The sequence below is a fragment of the Pseudomonas sp. SDO5532_S415 genome (genome assembly GCF_054071155.1).
The window spans coordinates 1-19,752 of sequence record NZ_JBSVWS010000116.1 but is presented as its reverse complement, the minus strand read 5'-3'; the positions used below and the strand labels follow the sequence as shown (position 1 = coordinate 19,752).

Below are 19,752 nucleotides of genomic sequence, written 5' to 3'. Positions count from 1 at the left end.
CAGCCATTCAACATTAACGTTGACTGATCCACCGCTTTCGCGAGCAGGCTCGCTCCCACAGGTTTTACGATTTGTCTTTATACCGCCATTGGCGCCGTCATCGGCGCATGGTGCTCGTAGCCTTCCAGCGAAAAATCGCCCGGCTCGACCAATTCCAGCCACTCAGGCTGATAAACACCCGTCTTGGCAAACTCCGGCACGCGGTCGGAGATCTTCAGTTTCGGCATCGGGAACGGCTCGCGCTTTAGCTGTTCGTTGAGCATGTCCAGGTGGTTTTCGTAGACGTGGGCGTCGCCGATGAAATAGGTGAACCAGCGCGGCGTGTAACCGGTCAGGCGACCGATCAGGCTCAACAGCGCGGCGCCTTCAGTGAGGTTGAACGGCGTGCCCAGGCCCAAGTCGTTGGAGCGGATGTAGAGCGTCAAAGAGATCTCTTTGGTCTCGACATTCGGGTGGAACTGGTACAGCAAGTGGCACGGCGGCAGGGCCATTTCATCGAGTTGGGCGACGTTCCAGCCGTGGAACAGGATGCGGCGGCTGCCCGGGTCCTTGATGATGGTGTCGACGCACTGGCGAACCTGATCGATGGCCTTGTACAGCACCACGTAGGCCAGGCCGTCTTCCTCACCTTCGGCGATCTGACGGTAGCCTTGCTTCAGGGTCTGCTCGATGGCGGCCGGGTTGCTGACCGGGATCTGCTTGTACGCCGGCCATTTGCGCCATTGCACGCCGTAGATTTCGCCGAGGTCGTCTTCGCCCTGACGGAACGGGTTGGCCAGCCACTGGGCGTTTTCGTTGGCGTTCTGGTCCCAGACCTTGCAGCCCAGCGCACGGAACTCGGCGGCGTTGTTCACGCCACGCAGAAAACCGCACATCTCGCCGATGGCCGATTTGAAGGCCATCTTGCGCGTGGTGATCGCCGGGAAACCTTCCTGCAGGTCATAACGCAGCATCGCGCCGGGAAAGCTGATGGTATTCACGCCGGTGCGGTTGGCCTGTTTGGTGCCGTTCTTGATGACGTGGGCGACCAGTTCGAGATATTGCTTCATGAGTTACCTGTGTCCTTGAACCCGCAGCCATCGCTGCGGGGTTCGAATTTATACGGCTGCCGCTGGAGTGGCCGGAGCACGGTGATACGCCAGCCAGATCAGGAACAGACCACCGACGATCATCGGCACGCACAAGACCTGACCCATGGTCAGCCAGTTCCAGGCCAGATAGCCCAGTTGCGCGTCCGGCACGCGGACGAATTCGACGATGAAACGGAAAATGCCATAGAACAGCGCGAACATGCCCGACACCGCCATGGTTGGCCGCGGTTTGCGCGAGAACAACCACAGGATCAGGAACAGCGCCACGCCTTCCAGTGCAAACTGATACAACTGCGACGGGTGACGCGGCAACTGCGCCGGGTCGCTGAACGGTGGGAAAATCATCGCCCATGGCACATCGGTCGCCTTGCCCCACAGCTCTGCATTGATAAAGTTGCCGATGCGCCCGGCACCCAGGCCGATCGGCACCATCGGTGCAACGAAGTCCATCAGCTGGAAGAACGACTTGTTGTTCTTCTTGCCGAACCACAGCGCCGCCAGCATCACGCCGATGAAGCCACCGTGGAACGACATGCCGCCCTTCCACACTTCAAATATCAGCGTCGGGTTGGCCAGGTAGGCATGCAGATCGTAGAACAGCACATAACCCAGGCGCCCGCCGACGATTACCCCCATCGACATCCAGAACACCATGTCGGAGAGTTTCTCCTTGGTCCAGGTCGGGTCGAAGCGGTTCAACCGGCGTGACGCCAGCCACCAGGCGCCGCCGATGCCGATCAGGTACATCAACCCGTACCAGTGAATTTTCAGCGGACCAATGGCCAGGGCCACCGGGTCGATCTGCGGGTAAGGCAGCATTGCGACTCCTTATTAGCGTTCAAATCTTCAAATTCCCGGGCGACGCTGTCACCTCAGGATTAAGCCAGGATTGCGCTGCGCGTCAGAACAGATGCTTCAGACTAGAAAGTTCAGACCAACGCAGAACAGCAAAGCGGCAAACAGTCTTTTCAGCAACTTTGGCGACAGATTGTGTGCCAGTCGCGCACCGAAGCGGGCAAAGACCATGCTGGTCAGGGCAATGCCCAGCACTGCCGGCAAATAAACAAAACCGAGACTATGGGCCGGCAACAGGGGATCGTGCCAGCCCAGAATCATGAAACTTAATGCACTTGCCAACGCGATCGGCAGGCCGCACGCCGACGAGGTCGCCACCGCCTGTTGCATCGGCACGCTGCGCCAGGTCAGGAACGGCACGGTCAGCGAACCACCGCCAATCCCGAAAATCGCCGAGGCCCAACCGATTACGCTACCGGCCACGGTCAGCCCGACTTTACCCGGCACGGTTCGACTGGCCTTGGGTTTGAGGTCCAGCGCCAGCTGCGCGGCGATCACCAGGGCGAACACACCGATGATCTTTTGCAGGTTGGGTCCGGAGATCGCTTCGGCGGTCAGGGCGCCGAATCCGGCACCGAGCAGAATGCCGACGGTCATCCACACGAAGATCGGCCAACGCACGGCGCCACGGCGATGGTGCTCGCGCACGGCGTTGACCGAAGTAAAGATGATCGTCGCCAGCGATGTACCGACCGCGAGGTGCGTCAGGATCGACGGATCGAAACCTTGCGCCTTGAAACTGAACACCAGCACCGGGACGATAATGATCCCGCCACCGACCCCGAACAACCCGGCCAGCACGCCTGCGCAGGCGCCTAGCGCCAGATAGAGCAGAAATTCCATGGTGCATCCCCAAAACCGGAGCGGCATGGTAACGGATGCATGGCCTCGGGCTCCACTGGATGGCGATGGATACCCGCACCCTGACTGCGTAGAGTGGGTAAAAAAACACACAAGGACCACCTTATGTGCCTGATTGTTTTCGCCTGGCGACCGGGTCATGCCCAGCCGCTGATCGTGGCGGCCAACCGCGACGAGTTCTATGCCCGCCCCAGCCTGCCGCTGGCGCCATGGCCCGAAGCACCACAGGTGCACGCCGGCCGCGACCTGGAGGCCGGGGGCACCTGGCTCGGCGTCAGCGCCAAAGGGCGGTTTGCCGCACTGACCAACATCCGCGATCCCCATAGACCACCAGGGCGCAAGTCCCGAGGTGAGCTGGTGGCACGCTTCCTCGCTGGCGAAATGCCGATCGATGACTATTTAGCCGACGTTGTCGCACGTTCACCGGAATACGGCGGTTTTAACCTGCTGGTTGGCAATCCCCATGAGCTCTGGCACTTCAATGCCCAGGAATCGGAAGCCGTGATGCTGCCTCCCGGGGTTTATGGGCTGTCGAACGCCGGGCTGGATACGCCCTGGCCGAAACTGCTCAAAGCCAAGGCTGCATTGAACGAAGTGCTGGACGATCCGCAACCTCAGGCACTGCTGGCGTTGCTCAGCGATGCCCAGCAAGCACCCTTTGCCGATCTGCCGGATACGGGCGTTGGGCTAGCCACCGAGACGCTGCTGTCGAGCGTGTTCATTGCCAGCCAGAGTTATGGGACTCGGGCGAGTACGGCGTTGATTGTGCGGGCGGACGGCACGCGGCACATGGTCGAACGGAGTTTCGGGCCGTATGGCGGGCATCTTGGGGAAGTGGAGATTCTGCTTTAGATCGTTGCTGTCAGCTCGGACCTCTTCGCGAGCGGGCTCGCTCCCACAGGGATCTTCGGTGAACACAGGATTTGTGAACATTGAAGATCAAGTGTGGGAGCGAGCCTGCTCGCGAAGGGGGCGCCGCGGATTCAGTGGGGCTTGATCGCCGCCGGATTGATCATCCGCGCCAACCCGAGGTTCTTCAGCGCCAGTTGCAGCGAGCTGTGGATCACTTGCGGGTTGTCGATGGTCATCAGCTCAGCCAGTAATTCCCTGGCCTTGCTCAGGTTGATCTGGCGCAACATCCACTTCACTTTCGGCAAGTTGGTGGCGTTCATCGACAAACTGTCGAAACCCATCGCCATCAACAGCACGGCCGCCGCCGGATCACCGGCCATCTCGCCGCAGATACTCACCGGCTTGCCTTCGGCATGGGCGTCACGCACCACGGTTTGCAGGGCTTGCAGCACCGCCGGGTGCAGGTAGTCGTAGAGGTCGGCCACCCGCGGGTTGTTTCGGTCCACGGCCAGCAGATACTGGGTCAGGTCGTTGGAGCCGACCGACAGGAAGTCCACCTGCCGCGCCAGTTCCTTGGTCTGGTACACCGCCGCCGGAATCTCGATCATCACGCCAACCGGCGGCATCGGCACGTCGCAGCCTTCGTCGCGCACTTCACCCCAAGCCCGGTGGATCAGGTGCAAGGCCTCTTCCAGTTCATGGGTGCCGGAGATCATCGGCAGCAGAATCCGCAGGTTGTTCAGGCCTTCACTGGCCTTGAGCATGGCACGGGTCTGCACCAGGAAGATTTCCGGGTGGTCCAGGGTCACGCGTATGCCGCGCCAGCCGAGGAACGGGTTGTCTTCCTTGATCGGGAAGTACGACAGCGACTTGTCGCCGCCGATGTCCAGGGTACGCATGGTCACCGGTTGCGGGTGGAACGCGGCGAGCTGCTCGCGGTAGATCGCCAGCTGTTCCTTTTCACTCGGGAAACGCTGGTTGATCATGAACGGCACTTCGGTACGGTACAGGCCGACACCTTCGGCGCCGCGCTTCTGTGCCCGCGCCACGTCCGCCAGCAGGCCGGTGTTGACCCACAACGGCATGCGATGCCCATCGACCGTGATGCAGGGCAGATCGCGCAGCGCATCGAGCCCCAGGGCCAGTTGTTTTTCTTCCTCGACGATTTCGGCGAACTGCTTGCGCAGCACGTCGCTCGGGTTGGTATAGACCTCGCCGTGGTAGCCGTCGACGATCATCTGGATGCCGTCGACCTTGGAGTACGGCAGGTCGACCAGGCCCATCACCGTCGGGATGCCCATGGCGCGTGCCAGGATCGCCACGTGGGAGTTGCCGGAGCCGAGTACTGAAACCAGACCGGCCAGCTTGCCCTCCGGGACCTCGCCGAGCATCGCCGGCGTCAGCTCTTCGCTGACCAGAATGGTGTTGTCGGGGTAGACCAGGGTTTGCTGACGCTCTTCCTGCAAGTACGCGAGCAGGCGACGCCCCAGGTCCTTGACGTCCGATGCACGCTCACGCAGGTAAGCGTCGTCCATCAGCTCGAAACGGTTGACGTGATCGGTGACCACCTGGCGCAAGGCGCCCTGGGCCCACTGCCCGGTCTTGATCACGGTGGTCACTTCGCTGCCCAACGCCTCGTCGGCGAGCATCATCAGGTAGACGTCGAACAGCGCGCGCTCTTCAGGGCGCAACTGCGTGGCGAGCTTGGCGGACAGGGTGCGCATGTCAGCGCGCACACCTTCGATCGCGGTCTTGAACAACCCGAGTTCGGCTTCAATGTCGCTGATGGTCTTGTCGGGAACCACATCCAGGTCGGCCGGTGGCAGCATGACCACCGCGGTGCCGACCGCCGCACCTGGTGAGCCCGGCACGCCGACGAACTTGGCTTCCTGAATCCCTTTGCCCTGACGGCCCAGGCCACGGATCGAACCGGTGGCCTCGGCGTGGGCGATAACCCCGGCGAGTTGCGCGCTCATGGTCACGAGGAAGGCTTCTTCACCTTCATCGAACTGGCGGCGTTCTTTCTGCTGAATGACCAACACGCCGACGACGCGACGGTGGTGGATGATCGGCGCCCCTAGGAACGAGGCGTAGCGCTCCTCGCCGGTTTCGGCAAAGTAGCGGTAGCGCGGGTGATCCGCGGCGTTTTCGAGGTTCAGGGGTTCTTCACGCGTGCCGACCAGGCCGACCAGACCTTCATTGGGGGCCATGCTGACCTTGCCGATCGAGCGCTTGTTCAAGCCCTCGGTGGCCATCAGCACGAAACGGTTGGTCTCGGGATCGAGCAGGTAGACCGAGCAGACCTGGCTGCCCATGGCCTCTTTGACGCGCAACACAATAATCCCCAACGCCGCCTTGAGATCCTTGGCGGAGTTAACTTCCTGGACGATCTTGCGCAGCGTATTGAGCATGGCTCGGGGTCGAACTCCGTCGTCAGTCGCGCGCTAAAAGGCGCGGGGCAAGCTCTTTGAGAGCGCGGCGATATACCTCGCGCTTGAATGTCACCACCTGGCCCAACGGATACCAATAGCTGACCCAACGCCAGCCATCGAATTCCGGTTTACCGGTCAAATCCATCCGCACCCGCTGCTCGTTGGAGACCAGGCGCAGGAGAAACCATTTCTGTTTCTGGCCGATGCACAGCGGTTGGCTGTGGGTCCTGACCAGACGTTGCGGCAAACGATAACGCAACCAGCCCCGGGTGCAGGCGAGTATTTCAACATCTTCGCGCTCCAGGCCCACTTCTTCGTTCAACTCGCGGTACAAGGCGTCTTCCGGCGTCTCCTGGGGGTTGATCCCGCCTTGAGGAAACTGCCAGGCATCTTGATTGATACGGCGAGCCCATAGCACCTGGCCGGCATCATTCGTAAGAATGATCCCGACATTAGGACGGAAACCATCGGGGTCGATCACGGCAACAACCTCGCAAACGCATGTCGCCGCATTGTTCCACAAAGGTTGTGAGGGCAGCAACGCGCCGGACTACGTTATGTGCACTCTTGTGAAAAGTCCGTATTCTGGACGCCTTTCTACAGACTTTTCAGCGAGTAACTGCAATGCGGCTGGCTTTATTCGACTTGGACAACACGCTTCTGGGCGGCGACAGCGACCACGCCTGGGGCGACTACCTTTGTGAGCGCGGCTTCCTCGACGCCGTTGCCTACAAGACACGCAACGACGAGTTCTATCAGGATTACCTGGCGGGCAAGCTGGATAACGACGCCTACCTGAACTTCTGCCTGGAAGTCCTCGGCCGCACCGAAATGGCCACGCTGGATCTATGGCACCGCGACTACATGCGCGATTGCATCGAACCGATCGTGCTGCCCAAGGCCATCGAACTGTTAGCCAAACACCGCGATGCCGGCGACAAACTGGTGATCATCACCGCCACCAACCGCTTCGTCACAGGCCCCATTGCGCAGCGCCTGGGTGTCGAAACCCTGATCGCCACCGAATGTGAAATGCTCGATGGTCGCTATACCGGGCGCAGCACTGATGTGCCGTGTTTCCGTGAAGGCAAGGTGACGCGGTTGAATCGTTGGCTGGAAGAGACCGGGCATAACCTGGAGAACAGCTACTTCTACAGCGATTCGATGAATGATCTGCCGTTGCTGGAGCAGGTGACGAATCCGATTGCGGTCGATCCGGACCCGAATCTGCGCGCCGAAGCCGAGAAGCGCGGCTGGCCGGTGATTTCGTTGCGCGACTGATATAGCTATCGCGGGCAAGCCCGCTCCCACAGGGATCTCTGGTGTGACTGCAATCTATGCCACACAACAGAAACCTGTGGGAGCTGGCTTGCCAGCGATTCGGGCAACGCGGTCTCAAGCGTCAAACCGGCTTGGCGCCCATCAACCCGGCAATGGCAACAAAACAGACAAAACCGAACAGCGCTAATGCAAAGCTGAATCGGCCCACACCACCCGGCGTCTTGCGCACTTTGTTCAGTCGCACAAGCAACCAGAACCACGCCAGCGCCGCCACGGTGTAGAGCACGCTCGACGCCAGCAGCCAGGTCTGCCCCAACGGCCAGCCCACCAGGTGCACCATCCACCAGCCTGTAAACGGCATGCTCAGCAGCGTGAGCCCCATCAACAGCCAGATGAACACGCGCGGCCGTTGCAGCGTGCGGCTTGCCGCCGTTGCATCGCCATTACGCCGGGTCCGCCAGACCCAGATCCCCAGACCCAGCGCACACAACAGCACCACCACCGTGGCCACCATGTGCGCTGCTTTCAGGGCCGTTAACGTTTCCATGATTCGATTTCCTTAAGCCATGCCCATCAGCGTAGCCGTTCAGCCAAGAAACAGTTGATAGGCCGGGTTGTCGCTTTCATCCCAGTACGGGTAGCCGATTTCCTCCAGCGCCGCCGGCACCAGGTGGCGTTCATCGTGAGGCACCTGCAGCCCCGCGACCACGCGGCCATCCGCCGCACCATGATTGCGGTAGTGGAACATCGAGATGTTCCAGCGCCCACCCAGCTTGTTGAGGAAGTTGAACAGCGCTCCCGGACGCTCCGGGAATTCGAAACGTAGAATCACCTCATCCACCACATGCGCCGCGCGACCGCCGACCATGTGACGGATGTGCAACTTGGCCAGTTCGTTGTCGGTCAGGTCGACCACCGGGAAGCCCTGATCACCGAGGCTGGTGATCAATGCACTGCGGGGGTCGGTGTCGGGGTGCGTCTGCACGCCAACGAAGATGTGCGCTTCGCTGCCGGTGTTGTAGCGGTAGTTGAATTCAGTGATCTGGCGCTTGCCGATGGCTTCGCAGAACGCCTTGAAGCTGCCCGGTTTTTCGGGGATGGTCACGGCGATGATGGCTTCGCGGCCCTCGCCCAGTTCGGCGCGCTCGGCCACGTGGCGCAGGCGATCGAAGTTGACGTTGGCACCGGAGTCGATGGCCACCAACGTGTGCCCGGTGATGCCGTGCTGTTCGACATACTTTTTGATCCCGGCCACGCCCAGGGCGCCGGCAGGTTCGGTGATCGAGCGGGTATCGTCGTAGATGTCCTTGATCGCCGCGCAGATTTCGTCGGTGCTTACAGTGATGACTTCATCGACATGATCTTTGCAGATATCAAACGTGTGTTGGCCGATCTGGGCCACCGCCACGCCGTCGGCAAAGATGCCCACGGTCGGCAGCACCACGCGCTCGCCCGCGGCCATGGCGGCCTGCAGGCAATTGGAGTCGTCCGGCTCGACGCCGATGATCTTGATATCCGGACGCAGGTATTTAACGTACGCCGCGATGCCGGCAATCAAGCCGCCGCCGCCCACCGGGACGAAAATCGCGTCCAGGCGTCCCGGATGCTGACGCAAAATCTCCATGGCCACCGTGCCCTGCCCGGCAATGGTATGGGGATCGTCATAGGGGTGAATGTAGACGTAGCCTTTTTCGTCGACCAGTTTCAGCGAGTAGGCCAGGGCTTCGGGGAACGAATCACCGTGCAGCACCACTTTGCCACCACGCGAACGCACGCCTTCGACCTTGATCTCGGGGGTGGTCTTGGGCATGACGATGGTCGCCTTCACGCCCAATACCTTCGCCGCCAGGGCCAGGCCTTGCGCATGGTTGCCGGCTGAAGCCGTTACCACGCCACGGGCGCGCTCTTCATCGCTCAATTGGGTCAGCTTGTTGTAAGCGCCGCGAATCTTGAACGAGAACACCGGCTGCAAGTCTTCACGCTTGAGCCAAATCTCGTTGCCCAGCCGCTCGGAGAGCTGACGGGCAGTCTGCAACGGGGTTTCTACGGCAACGTCATAAACGCGCGAGGTGAGGATCTTTTTGACGTACTGTTCAAGCATCGGAAAGCATCACTGAGCGGGTTGGGCAGGACCACGGAGTCTAACCCGGCTTTTGTCCGCACGACCACACTAAACAGGTGGTTTTACAGCCTGACACTTTCCTGTGGCGAGGGAGCTTGCTCCCGCTGGAGTGCGTAGCGCTCCCCCCTGCATTCTTTCGGATGTACCGTGCACACAGTTTTTACGACTGCTGCGCAGCCGAGCGGGAGCAAGCTCCCTCGCCACAAAAGCCAATAAAAGCCGCCCGCCAATCGGGCAATGACCTTCACCGCCCCGAGGCCTATAATGCCGGCCTTTCGTTCCCCTCTTCGGCACCTCGGAGCCCGCATGACCCAGGATCAACTCAAACAGGCAGTGGCTCAGGCCGCCGTCGACTTCATCCTTCCGAAACTCGACGACAAGAGCATCGTCGGGGTCGGCACCGGCTCCACCGCCAACTGTTTCATCGATGCCCTGGCGCAACACAAGGGTGCCTTCGATGGCGCGGTCGCCAGTTCCGAGGCCACCGCTGCCCGCCTCAAGGGCCATGGCATTCCGGTGTACGAGCTCAACACGGTCAGCGACCTGGAGTTCTATGTCGATGGCGCCGATGAAAGCGACGAGCACCTGAACCTGATCAAGGGCGGTGGCGCGGCCCTGACCCGCGAGAAGATTGTCGCGGCCGTGGCCAAGACCTTCATCTGCATCGCCGACGCCAGCAAACTGGTACCGGTACTCGGCGCGTTCCCGCTGCCGGTGGAAGTGATCCCGATGGCCCGCAGTCACGTGGCCCGCCAACTGGTGAAGCTCGGCGGCGACCCGGTCTACCGTGAAGGCGTGCTGACCGACAACGGCAACATCATCCTTGATGTGTTCAACCTGCAGATCACCAATCCAGTAGAACTGGAGACGCAGATCAATGCGATCGTGGGCGTGGTCACCAATGGCCTGTTCGCGGCGCGTCCGGCGGATCTGCTGCTGCTGGGGACCAGTGAAGGTGTGAAAACCCTGCGCGCCGAGTAAGCCAGGCACGCCGGTAAACCTGTGGGAGCGAGCCTGCTCGCGAATGGGTCCTGTCAGTCGATAGAGATGTTGACTGGCAGACCGCTTTCGCGAGCAGGCTCGCTCCCACAGTTGTTTTTGGGTGTTGGTCAGGGTTGTGCCGGTTTCTTGAAGACGTAGAACAGATTCGGCTCACTCACCAGATACATCGTGCCGTCGTCATCCATGGCGATCCCTTCCGCTTGCGGCACGGTCTTTTGCAGCCCCTGACGCCCCTTGATCAACGACATGGTGCTCAGCGGTCGCCCGTCCACATCCAGTTCCAGAATCAGCCGCGACTCATCGGACAGCGCCATCAAGTGGCCACTTCGTTCGTCATATTGCAGGCTCGACAGATCGCGCACGAACATCCCGGCATCCCGCTTGGGATTGTTCACGACGTGTACCGCGTAGGATTTTTCTGGATTGAAATGCGGAAAGCCGTGCACTTCGTAGATCAGCATCGGGTCGCGCTCCTTGGCGACAAACAGGCGCTTGCCCGCCGAATCGTAAGCCAGACCTTCAAAACCCTTGTTGCCAGCCATGTGCACGCCGAGGGTCATCTGTTCGGCATCGGCGGAATCGAGAAAAGTGGTGTCCGGCTCCAGATGAATTTTGATCAGCCGCTGTTCGCGCTCATCCGTAATCACGTAGGTATCGGCACTGATGAATTCCACCGCTTCCGGATCGCCAAAACCGACCAGCGCGATGCGGCGCACAATCTTGCCATCAAGGGAAAGCTCGATCAGCTCGGCGTTCTTGTTGGTGACGGTAAACAGGCTTTTGCGCACCGGGTCGTAAGTCAGCGCTGAAACATCGTCGTCCAGCCCTTCAATGACCTGCCCCTCCAGCACCACCCGATATTGGTCCAGGCCAATGGATTGAGTACTCATCGGCTGCCAGAACGTGCGCAGGTTGAACCAGCCACGCTCGAACAGACGCAGGTGTTGGCCGAACGCGATCAACACAATCAATGCGATCAACGCGATCATCGAGACGATGAGAATCAGCGGTTTGGGGCGGGCAAATCGGCGCATTGGGGGCAGGCTCGGAATCAAAACAGGCGGATGAAATATCACGGCTGGCTGAATTAAAGCTTAATGGCCAGTTGCCCGCTCCTACAATCGAGCGCCGAAAGTCCTACAAGATCGGTTCAGCGCTGTTTTTCGAAACGATAAAACAGGTTTGGCTCGCTCACGATGTAGAGCGTCCCGGCTTCGTCCAGAGCCACACCTTCGGCACGGGGAATGGTCTTTTTCAGGCCATTGAAGCCTCGCAGCAGGGTCATGAAACTGACTTGCTCGCCCTTCTCGTCCAACTCCAGCAGCAAATGGGAATCGGCGGACAGGACCAGTGTGTGGCCGGTTCGAGGGTCGATCGCCAGGGCTGACAGATTGCGCAAGTCCAGCTCGTTACTGGCGAGTTTCTGTTTATCGCCCATCAGCTTCTGACCGTCACTCTTCCAGGTAAACAGCGCCGGTGGACGCTCTTCGCCCAACAACAACTGTTGATTACGCGAGTCCCAGGCGATGGCTTCGAACGCCTTGTTCTGGTTTTTCGAAGTCCCCAGGTCGTACTTCGGGAAATTGGCGACGTTCAGTTCACGGGTATCGGCATCGACCTTGACGACAGTGAGCAAGTGATCACGCTCATCGACAATCGCCAGCAGACCGTTACCCAACACGGTGACTCCTTCAGGGTTGCTCCAGCCCACCAGAGGAATCTTGCGCAGCACATCGCCCTGCAATGTCAGCTCGACCAGGAATGGTTTGTTGCCCATCACCGAATACAGGGTTTTGCTCTGAGGATCGTAGGCCAGGTCAGACGCTTCATCTTTTTCCATGCCCGGCAGCGGTTTGGCATCGATCACCACCTGATAGTCCGGCAGCCAGACACTCTCTTGGCGCTCAGAGGGACTTTCAAAACTCTCTTGCAGCCATAGTGCGCCACGGTCGTCCCAATGCATGGCAAACGCGAGTCCGTAGGCAGCGGCAACCACCAGCAAAAGCCAGACATACCAACGCAGCGCAAAGCGCGAGCGGCGAGCGGTTTCAAGCGAAGGTAGCGGTTGGGTGGCCATCGGCGAATGCATCCAGAAATTCAGGCTATGGGTAATAGCACAATTGGGATCGGCTCAGACGCCGAAAGCCCGGGAATTATCCAGATGGGATGTGAAAAAAACGGGAAATGGCGGGAAAGCCCTTTGGGACCATCACAAAAACCAATGTGGGAGCGATCCGGCTCCGGGCGGCGTTCCGACGAAGAGGCCGGGACATCCAACATTGATGTTGAATGACAGACCGCTTTCGCGAGCAGGCTCGCTCCCACAGGGTTATGCGGTGTTCCGGTCAGCGGACGCTGCTGGTGAAACTGCTGGCGCCTGGGAGTTCCAGGACAATTTCATCACCAACGTTCAGCGGGCCGACGCCAACTGGCGTACCGGTAAGGATCACATCTCCGGCCTGTAGCGAGAAGCAGCCGGCCATGTGCTGGATCATTGGCACGATCGGGTTGAGCATGGCGCTGCTGTTGCCATCCTGGCGAACTTCGCCGTTGATGGTCAGGCGGATGCCGATGTCGGTCAGGTCGGCGAATGTGCTGCCGGACACGAATGGGGCAATCACCGCCGCGCCGTCGAAGGACTTGGCGATTTCCCAGGGCAGGCCCTTGGATTTCAGTTCGGCCTGCTTGTCGCGCAGGGTCAGATCCAAAGCCGGGGCGAAACCGGAGATGGCGTCGAGCACTTCCTCACGACTCGGCCGGGTCGACAATGGCTTGCCGATCAGCACCGCGATTTCCGCTTCGTAATGCACCGAACCACGCTCGGTCGGAATGCTGAAACCACCCTCCAGCGGCACGACGCAACTGCCCGGCTTGATGAACAGCAACGGCTCGGTAGGCACCGGATTGTCCAGCTCCTTGGCGTGTTCGGCGTAGTTACGGCCGATGCACACCACTTTCCCCAGCGGGAAGTGAATACGCGTGCCGTCGACATACTGGTGCTGATAGCTCATGGACCGACTCCTGGTTCGTCACTCTTAAATTCGAAAGTCAAACAGCAAAAATCTTGCCCGGGTTCATGATGCCGTTGGGGTCGAACACCGCTTTGACCGCTTTCATATACTCGATCTCAACCGGGGAACGGCTATAGGTCAAGTAATCACGCTTGGTCATGCCCACGCCGTGTTCGGCGGAAATCGAACCGTTGTACTTCTCGACGGTTTCGAACACCCACTTGTTGACGGTGGCGCACTTGGCGAAGAACTCATCCTTGCTCAGGTTATCCGGCTTGAGGATGTTCAAGTGCAGGTTGCCGTCGCCGATGTGGCCGAACCAGACGATTTCGAAGTCCGGGTAGTGTTCGCCGACGATCGCGTCGATTTCCTTGAGGAACGCCGGCACTTTCGACACGGTGACAGAGATGTCGTTCTTGTACGGCGTCCAGTGGGAAATGGTTTCGGAGATGTATTCGCGCAGCTTCCACAGGTTCTGCAGCTGGGTCTCACTTTGGCTCATCACGCCATCCAGCACCCAGCCTTGCTCTACACAGTGTTCGAAAGTTTCAAGGGCGTGATTGGCCACGTCTTCGGTGGTCGCTTCGAATTCCAAGAGCGCGTAGAACGGGCAATCGGTTTCGAACGGTGCCGGCACGTCGCCGCGCGCCATGACCTTGGCCAAGGCTTTGTCGGAGAAAAATTCGAAGGCGGTCAGGTCGAGCTTGCCCTGGAACGCGTGCAACACCGGCATGATCGAGTCGAAATCGGCAGTACCCAGAACCATCGCGGTGAGGTTTTTCGGGGCGCGATCCAGACGCATGGTTGCTTCAACCACAAAGCCGAGGGTGCCTTCGGCGCCAATGAACAGCTGACGCATGTCGTAGCCGGTGGCGTTCTTGATCAGGTCGCGGTTCAGCTCCAGCACGTCGCCCTTGCCGGTGACCACTTTCATGCCGGCAACCCAGTTGCGGGTCATGCCGTAGCGAATGACCTTGATCCCGCCGGCATTGGTGCCGATATTGCCACCAATCTGGCTCGATCCTGCCGAAGCGAAGTCCACCGGGTAGTACAGGCCCTTTTCCTCGGCCACGTTCTGCAAATGCTCGGTGACCACGCCTGGCTGACAAACGGCAGTGCGGTCAGTCAGGTTCACGTCGAGGATCTGATTCATGTAGTCGAAGGACACGACCACTTCACCATTGGCTGCCACTGCGGCGGCCGATAGCCCGGTACGACCGCCCGACGGTACCAGCGCTACCTTGTGTTTATTGGCCCACAGGACAATGGCCTGGACCTGTTCGGTGGTCTTCGGAAACACAATGGCGGTCGGAGCCGGGGCGAAATGCTTGGTCCAATCCTTACCGTAAGCATTCAGGGAGTCGGCATCGGTCAGCACCTTGCCAGGCTCAACCAAGGTCTTCAGCTCATCAATCAGGGCAGGATTGGTCATCGACAGAACTCTCGAACAATTCATGGTCATCCTGAGAACGCTTCACGTCGCAGGAATGAGTGTTTAGCGGGGCGCATATGCTAGCATACCGACCCCGCAGCATAGTGCCCAACGGCTATTCTGCGGCGACGGCTGTCACGCCGCTCGGGTCAGCGTCTGTTGACCATTTCCTGCCATTTTTCTCCGGGATACAGGTTTACGCAGATGAGCAAGACTTCTCTCGATAAGAGCAAGATCAAGTTCCTTCTTCTCGAAGGCGTCCACCAATCGGCTGTCGACGTCCTCAAGGCGGCGGGCTACACCAGCATCGAGTACCTCACAGGTTCTCTGCCGGAAGCCCAGCTCAAGGAAAAGATCGCTGATGCTCACTTCATCGGCATTCGTTCGCGCACTCAACTGACCGAAGAGATCTTCGATCACGCGAAGAAGCTGGTGGCTGTCGGTTGTTTCTGCATCGGCACCAACCAGGTCGACCTGGACGCGGCACGCGAGCGCGGTATCGCCGTGTTCAACGCCCCGTACTCCAACACCCGCTCCGTTGCCGAGCTGGTGCTGGCCGAGGCGATCCTGTTGCTGCGCGGCATCCCTGAGAAGAACGCTTCCTGCCACCGTGGCGGCTGGATCAAGAGCGCGGCCAATTCCTTCGAAATCCGCGGTAAGAAGCTGGGCATCGTCGGTTACGGCTCCATCGGCACTCAATTGTCGGTCCTGGCTGAAGGCCTGGGCATGCAGGTTTACTTCTACGACACCGTGACCAAGCTGCCACTGGGTAACGCCACCCAGGTCGGTAACCTGCACGAACTGCTCGGCATGTCCGACATCGTGACCCTGCACGTTCCGGAAACCGCTGCCACCCAGTGGATGATCGGCGAGAAGGAAATCCGCGCCATCAAGAAGGGCGGCATCCTGATCAACGCCGCGCGCGGCACCGTGGTCGAGCTGGACCATCTGGCGGCTGCCATCAAGGACAAACACCTGATCGGCGCGGCCATCGACGTATTCCCGGTGGAGCCACGCTCCAACGACGAAGAATTCGAAAGCCCGCTGCGTGGCCTGGACAACGTGATCCTGACCCCGCACATCGGTGGTTCCACCGCCGAGGCGCAAGCCAACATCGGTCTGGAAGTGGCCGAGAAACTGGTCAAGTACAGCGACAACGGTACGTCGGTATCGTCCGTCAACTTCCCGGAAGTGGCCCTGCCGGCTCACCCTGGCAAGCACCGTCTGCTGCACATCCACGAGAACATCCCGGGTGTGATGAGCGAGATCAACAAGGTCTTCGCCGAAAACGGCATCAACATCTCCGGTCAGTTCCTGCAGACCAACGAGAAAGTCGGCTACGTAGTGATCGACGTAGACGCCGAATACTCGGACCTGGCGCAACAGAAGCTGCAACACGTCAACGGCACCATCCGTAGTCGCGTACTGTTCTAAGAACAGCTACAGGCGGCAAGCGGCAAGCGGCAAGTAAAAAGGGAGCCCCTCGGGGCTCCCTTTTTTATTTCACGTTGACCGTGATTTTCTCGGAAACAATCGGTGGATCGAACACGGTATGATTTTTGTCACCCAGTATCAGCTGTAGCGTGTGCTTGCCCGGTGTCAGTGTGACTTCAGCCTGGGTTTGTGCCTTGCCGAAGTGCACGTGATTGGCATCGGTCGGGATCGTCTGCCCGGCGGCAGGCAACTCGTCAACGTCGATCAGCAAATGATGATGCCCGGTATTCTTTGTGACATCCCCCGCGGGTGCCAGCGCAATATTCTCGACAGCGAATTTGACCACGAAGGTCTGCGGAACCGTGCCGCCGTCCTTGGGAGAAACGATGGACACTTCAGCACCCTTGGGTGCTGGCGTAGCCGCACTGGCCAATACCGAAACACCCATCAGCAAGCCAGCCAAAGCAGCACGTGACATAAAGGTTTTCATTCTCTTCTCCAGTTTTTCCGTAAAATTCGCGTGACCATCACAACTTCATGGTCAATCGTTGTCGAAGGCACTCGACAACCATAGCAAAGCGAGCCTGAACCAGAGCATCGCAAATAATGAATTCAAGGAGTGACCATGCGCTTTCTGCCTGGCCTGATCTGCCTGCTACCCCTTCTGAGCCCTTTGGCCCATGCCGAACTGATTGACGACGTAAACGACCGCGGCGAATTGCGCATTGCCCTTGAGGCTAATACCCCACCGTTCAATTTCAAGGAAGACGGCAATCTTGCAGGCTTCGAAGTCGAATTGGGTCAGATGCTGGCCAACGAACTGGATGTGCGCGCCGACTTTGTCATCACTGACGCCACCGATCTGCTGACCGGTGTCGAAAGCGGCAAATACGACATCGCCATCAATCACATTGCAGAGACCCCGGCGCTTCAGGATCGTTTCGACTTCAGCGAACCTTACATTCGTACCGATGCGCAATTGATCGCGCAGAAAGACGAAGAGCCGCGTTCAATTCTGCTGGTGCAGTCGCTGACGGAAGAAAAGCCGAAAGCCGCCACGACGGTGAACCTGGCGATTCCGTTTCAGAAGGGTAACCCGGCGTTTCATGTCAGCCTGGAAAACGCGTTGCAGCGGATCAAGGCGGATGGGCGGCTTGAGGCGCTGGAGAAGAAGTGGTTTGGAGCGGATTCGGGTGTGATGCCCAAGCCTTGAAATTGCAGGTAACCCTGTGGGAGCGGGCTTGCCCGCGAAAATGGTGTGTCAGGCGACAGTGATGTTGAATGTACTGACCTCTTCGCGGGCAAGCCCGCTCCCACAGGGTTCAGTAGTGATTGTCAGTCCGCTGCCAAGGCCTGAGCCGCTGCTGCCAGTTCCAGCTCGCTGAAGACTTGCACACCATTGCGCTTGAGCAACGCCGCCGTCACCCCTTCGCCACTGACCTTCCCCCCGCTGAACGTACCGTCATAGGTCAGCAGGTTGCCGCACGACGGGCTGTTGGCCTTGAGTATGGCAATGCGGATGCCGTGCTGTTGCACCAGTTCCAGCGCTTGATAAGCCCCGGACAGAAACTGCGCACTGACATCCTCGCCCTCGGCCGTCATGACCGACGCCTTACCCTCCAGCACTTGCGCGCCCTGCCCGCCCGGAATTTCCGCAGCCGCCCGGGGCGTCGGCAAACCACCGGCGACTTCCGGGCACAGCGGCACGACCCGACCCTCGTCAAGCCACAGCTGAAGCTGGTCGAATGGCCCGCTGGCGCCGCCGTCGTAGCGTACGCGGTGGCCCAGCAGGCAGCGGCTTACCAGAATTTTCTGCATGATCAGAACGGCTCATTGCCCCGACGCCGGAACCAGCCTGTCAATGACAGCCGCTCACGGGTCGCGGGCAGGACTTCATGGGGGACCTCGCCCGACAGGAACACCACCAGGCATCCACCGGTCGGTACCACATCGTATTGCGCGTCTTCATCCAGGTACATGCGCAACTGACCACCGTGCTCGGGCAGCCATGCGTCATTGAGGTAGACCACCGCTGACACCATGCGCCGATCGTCGTCGCGGAATCGGTCGACATGCTTGAGGTAGAACGCACCGGGCGGGTACAGCGCGAAATGGCTTTCGAAATCCTCCAGGCCCAGAAACAGACCCCGGTTCATCGCCTCGCGCAGACTGTCCATCAATCGCAGATAGCTGTCGCACGCCTCGGCCTGGCCGGGTTCGATCCACTGGATATGATCGCCGCGAATCCCCTCGCGAATCTCCGAGGAAGGCCCGCGCCCTACCGCTGCCGGAGCCAGTTCGCCCTCGGCAGCACGTTTACGGCACTCAGCCGCCAGTGCCCGGGTCAAATCCAGAGGCAGGAAAATATTTTGCTGCGACCAGCCGTTGGCAGCCAGGTCATCGACGATTCGTAACAGCAGTGGGTGATCAGAAGATATTCGCATGGCGCGCATAGTATTCCTGCGCCTGGAAATCCGACAGAGCCACGCAGCGGGCTGATACGAATTCTCGACAAGACCGTATGCCACACGGAGAATAGTCGCCTGCTGACAGGAGTCCCTATGCGCCGTTTGCTTTTCTCCCTGCTGATGTTCTGCGTTTTGCCCGCCTGGGCAGACGGCCACGACCAGTTGTACAAGGTCGCCGGCTGGCCGGAACAACGCGCGCATTTCAACGACGCTCTTTCGGCCGCGCAAAAACGCTACGAAAGCAGCCTGCCACCGGCGGTGTTCCAGGCCCTGGTCAACAACAGCAACCAGCGTTTTGACCCTAAGGCTGTAGACCAACGCGCCGAAGCACAATTGCGCAAGAATCTCGCTGATCCAAAACCTGCCCTGGCGTTCTTTCAATCCCCGCTGGGCAAGAAAATCGTCGCCGCCGAATTGCTCGCGACCCGTCGCGATCAACTGGCGAAAAACGCCAAGGGTTTGCCGAAGATGCAAGCCAGCGACAGCCGCCTGCTGATCATCGGCCACCTGGCCCAGGCGCTGCCTGCGCGCGAGGCCGGCGCCGAAGTCAGCCTGGCGATTGCCGGCGTCGCCGCCGACAGCCTGAGTTCGATGATCCCCGGCCTGCTCGGTGCGGGCCAGGCCCAGGGCATGCTGAACGGGCAGCGTCAGCGCTTGATGGACCAGATCGGCAGCGACCTGAACAACACCTTGCTGTACGTCTATCGCGACCTGTCGGATGAAGAGCTGGAAGAATTCGCCACCTTTGCCGAGTCGGCCGAGGGCAAGGCGTATTACCAGGCGGCGCTGGCGGCGATTCGGGCGGGGTTGGCGGTGGGGCAGAGTACTTCGAGCCTCACCCAGTAATGTGTCGTCTGATAAATCGCTTTCGCGAGCAGGCTCGCTCCCACAGTTGACCGCATACTCCTGTG

The 19,752-nt window shown here is 59.8% G+C and carries 20 protein-coding genes; 6 read left to right on the top strand and 14 right to left on the bottom strand.

Features of this window, described 5'->3' with window-relative positions; genetic code table 11:
- Nucleotides 1–77 precede the first annotated feature (77 nt).
- The 3 genes from ACW9HW_RS21455 to ACW9HW_RS21445 all read right to left on the bottom strand — a co-directional run bounded on the left by ACW9HW_RS21455 (nucleotide 78) and on the right by ACW9HW_RS21445 (nucleotide 2,789).
- Nucleotides 78–1,049, bottom strand: a complete 972-nt coding sequence (locus tag ACW9HW_RS21455) for a thymidylate synthase (RefSeq protein ID WP_095196329.1) — start codon at nucleotides 1,047–1,049, stop codon at nucleotides 78–80.
- Nucleotides 1,050–1,097: 48 nt separating this feature from the next.
- The gene (lgt, locus tag ACW9HW_RS21450; RefSeq protein WP_095196328.1) at nucleotides 1,098–1,910 is read right to left on the bottom strand and encodes a prolipoprotein diacylglyceryl transferase; all 813 of its coding nucleotides are present in this window, start codon (nucleotides 1,908–1,910) and stop codon (nucleotides 1,098–1,100) included.
- Between the two features lie 96 nt (nucleotides 1,911–2,006).
- Nucleotides 2,007–2,789, bottom strand: coding sequence for a sulfite exporter TauE/SafE family protein (locus tag ACW9HW_RS21445; protein ID WP_095196327.1), 783 nt, complete (start codon nucleotides 2,787–2,789; stop codon nucleotides 2,007–2,009).
- A gap of 123 nt (nucleotides 2,790–2,912) precedes the next feature.
- Here ACW9HW_RS21445 and ACW9HW_RS21440 point away from each other — a divergent pair, with 123 nt between their 5' ends.
- Nucleotides 2,913–3,659, top strand: a complete 747-nt coding sequence (locus ACW9HW_RS21440; RefSeq protein ID WP_457401682.1) for an NRDE family protein — start codon at nucleotides 2,913–2,915, stop codon at nucleotides 3,657–3,659.
- Between the two features lie 131 nt (nucleotides 3,660–3,790).
- Here the strand turns inward: ACW9HW_RS21440 and ptsP are convergent, their stop codons facing one another.
- Together ptsP and ACW9HW_RS21430 are read right to left on the bottom strand one after the other, a co-directional pair.
- On the bottom strand, nucleotides 3,791–6,070 hold the full coding sequence (ptsP, locus tag ACW9HW_RS21435; protein ID WP_095196325.1) for a phosphoenolpyruvate--protein phosphotransferase: 2,280 nt from the start codon (nucleotides 6,068–6,070) through the stop codon (nucleotides 3,791–3,793).
- Nucleotides 6,071–6,092: 22 nt separating this feature from the next.
- The gene (locus ACW9HW_RS21430) at nucleotides 6,093–6,572 is read right to left on the bottom strand and encodes an RNA pyrophosphohydrolase (RefSeq protein ID WP_008064982.1); all 480 of its coding nucleotides are present in this window, start codon (nucleotides 6,570–6,572) and stop codon (nucleotides 6,093–6,095) included.
- A 143-nt stretch (nucleotides 6,573–6,715) separates the two neighbouring features.
- On the opposite strand from ACW9HW_RS21430, the gene ACW9HW_RS21425 reads away from it, so the two are divergent.
- Nucleotides 6,716–7,372 carry a histidinol-phosphatase gene (locus tag ACW9HW_RS21425; protein WP_457401681.1) on the top strand — a complete coding sequence of 219 codons (657 nt, stop codon included), beginning with the start codon at nucleotides 6,716–6,718 and terminating at the stop codon, nucleotides 7,370–7,372.
- A gap of 121 nt (nucleotides 7,373–7,493) precedes the next feature.
- Here the strand turns inward: ACW9HW_RS21425 and ACW9HW_RS21420 are convergent, their stop codons facing one another.
- Together ACW9HW_RS21420 and ilvA are read right to left on the bottom strand one after the other, a co-directional pair.
- A complete protein-coding gene (locus tag ACW9HW_RS21420; RefSeq protein WP_457401680.1) occupies nucleotides 7,494–7,919 on the bottom strand; it encodes a DUF2269 domain-containing protein in 426 nt (141 codons plus the stop codon).
- Nucleotides 7,920–7,958: 39 nt separating this feature from the next.
- A complete protein-coding gene (gene ilvA, locus ACW9HW_RS21415; protein ID WP_457401679.1) occupies nucleotides 7,959–9,473 on the bottom strand; it encodes a threonine ammonia-lyase, biosynthetic in 1,515 nt (504 codons plus the stop codon).
- Nucleotides 9,474–9,800: 327 nt separating this feature from the next.
- On the opposite strand from ilvA, the gene rpiA reads away from it, so the two are divergent.
- Nucleotides 9,801–10,475, top strand: a complete 675-nt coding sequence (gene rpiA / locus ACW9HW_RS21410) for a ribose-5-phosphate isomerase RpiA (RefSeq protein ID WP_095196321.1) — start codon at nucleotides 9,801–9,803, stop codon at nucleotides 10,473–10,475.
- A 128-nt stretch (nucleotides 10,476–10,603) separates the two neighbouring features.
- Here rpiA and ACW9HW_RS21405 read toward each other — a convergent pair whose 3' ends face one another.
- The 4 genes from ACW9HW_RS21405 to ACW9HW_RS21390 all read right to left on the bottom strand — a co-directional run bounded on the left by ACW9HW_RS21405 (nucleotide 10,604) and on the right by ACW9HW_RS21390 (nucleotide 14,939).
- The gene (locus ACW9HW_RS21405; protein WP_095196320.1) at nucleotides 10,604–11,530 is read right to left on the bottom strand and encodes an SdiA-regulated domain-containing protein; all 927 of its coding nucleotides are present in this window, start codon (nucleotides 11,528–11,530) and stop codon (nucleotides 10,604–10,606) included.
- A gap of 116 nt (nucleotides 11,531–11,646) precedes the next feature.
- Complete coding sequence (locus tag ACW9HW_RS21400; RefSeq protein WP_457401678.1) at nucleotides 11,647–12,573, bottom strand: SdiA-regulated domain-containing protein; 927 nt, start codon at nucleotides 12,571–12,573, stop codon at nucleotides 11,647–11,649.
- Between the two features lie 268 nt (nucleotides 12,574–12,841).
- The gene (locus tag ACW9HW_RS21395) at nucleotides 12,842–13,507 is read right to left on the bottom strand and encodes a fumarylacetoacetate hydrolase family protein (RefSeq protein WP_095196318.1); all 666 of its coding nucleotides are present in this window, start codon (nucleotides 13,505–13,507) and stop codon (nucleotides 12,842–12,844) included.
- Nucleotides 13,508–13,544: 37 nt separating this feature from the next.
- A complete protein-coding gene (locus ACW9HW_RS21390; protein ID WP_095196317.1) occupies nucleotides 13,545–14,939 on the bottom strand; it encodes an FAD-binding oxidoreductase in 1,395 nt (464 codons plus the stop codon).
- Nucleotides 14,940–15,143: 204 nt separating this feature from the next.
- Here ACW9HW_RS21390 and serA point away from each other — a divergent pair, with 204 nt between their 5' ends.
- The gene (gene serA / locus ACW9HW_RS21385; RefSeq protein ID WP_095196316.1) at nucleotides 15,144–16,373 is read left to right on the top strand and encodes a phosphoglycerate dehydrogenase; all 1,230 of its coding nucleotides are present in this window, start codon (nucleotides 15,144–15,146) and stop codon (nucleotides 16,371–16,373) included.
- A gap of 64 nt (nucleotides 16,374–16,437) precedes the next feature.
- On the opposite strand, the gene ACW9HW_RS21380 is transcribed toward serA, so the two are convergent.
- A complete protein-coding gene (locus tag ACW9HW_RS21380) occupies nucleotides 16,438–16,863 on the bottom strand; it encodes a DUF4399 domain-containing protein (protein WP_095196315.1) in 426 nt (141 codons plus the stop codon).
- A 135-nt stretch (nucleotides 16,864–16,998) separates the two neighbouring features.
- On the opposite strand from ACW9HW_RS21380, the gene ACW9HW_RS21375 reads away from it, so the two are divergent.
- The gene (locus ACW9HW_RS21375) at nucleotides 16,999–17,586 is read left to right on the top strand and encodes a transporter substrate-binding domain-containing protein (RefSeq protein ID WP_457401677.1); all 588 of its coding nucleotides are present in this window, start codon (nucleotides 16,999–17,001) and stop codon (nucleotides 17,584–17,586) included.
- A gap of 122 nt (nucleotides 17,587–17,708) precedes the next feature.
- Here the strand turns inward: ACW9HW_RS21375 and ACW9HW_RS21370 are convergent, their stop codons facing one another.
- Together ACW9HW_RS21370 and ACW9HW_RS21365 are read right to left on the bottom strand one after the other, a co-directional pair.
- Nucleotides 17,709–18,191: a DUF523 domain-containing protein gene (locus ACW9HW_RS21370; protein ID WP_457401676.1), complete on the bottom strand. Its 483-nt coding sequence runs from the start codon at nucleotides 18,189–18,191 to the stop codon at nucleotides 17,709–17,711.
- Nucleotides 18,192–18,193: 2 nt separating this feature from the next.
- Nucleotides 18,194–18,826 carry a 2OG-Fe(II) oxygenase gene (locus ACW9HW_RS21365; protein ID WP_457401675.1) on the bottom strand — a complete coding sequence of 211 codons (633 nt, stop codon included), beginning with the start codon at nucleotides 18,824–18,826 and terminating at the stop codon, nucleotides 18,194–18,196.
- Between the two features lie 108 nt (nucleotides 18,827–18,934).
- On the opposite strand from ACW9HW_RS21365, the gene ACW9HW_RS21360 reads away from it, so the two are divergent.
- Entirely contained in the window at nucleotides 18,935–19,687 is a 753-nt protein-coding gene (locus tag ACW9HW_RS21360; protein WP_095196311.1) for a DUF2059 domain-containing protein, read from the top strand.
- The last annotated feature ends 65 nt before the right edge of the window (nucleotides 19,688–19,752 follow it).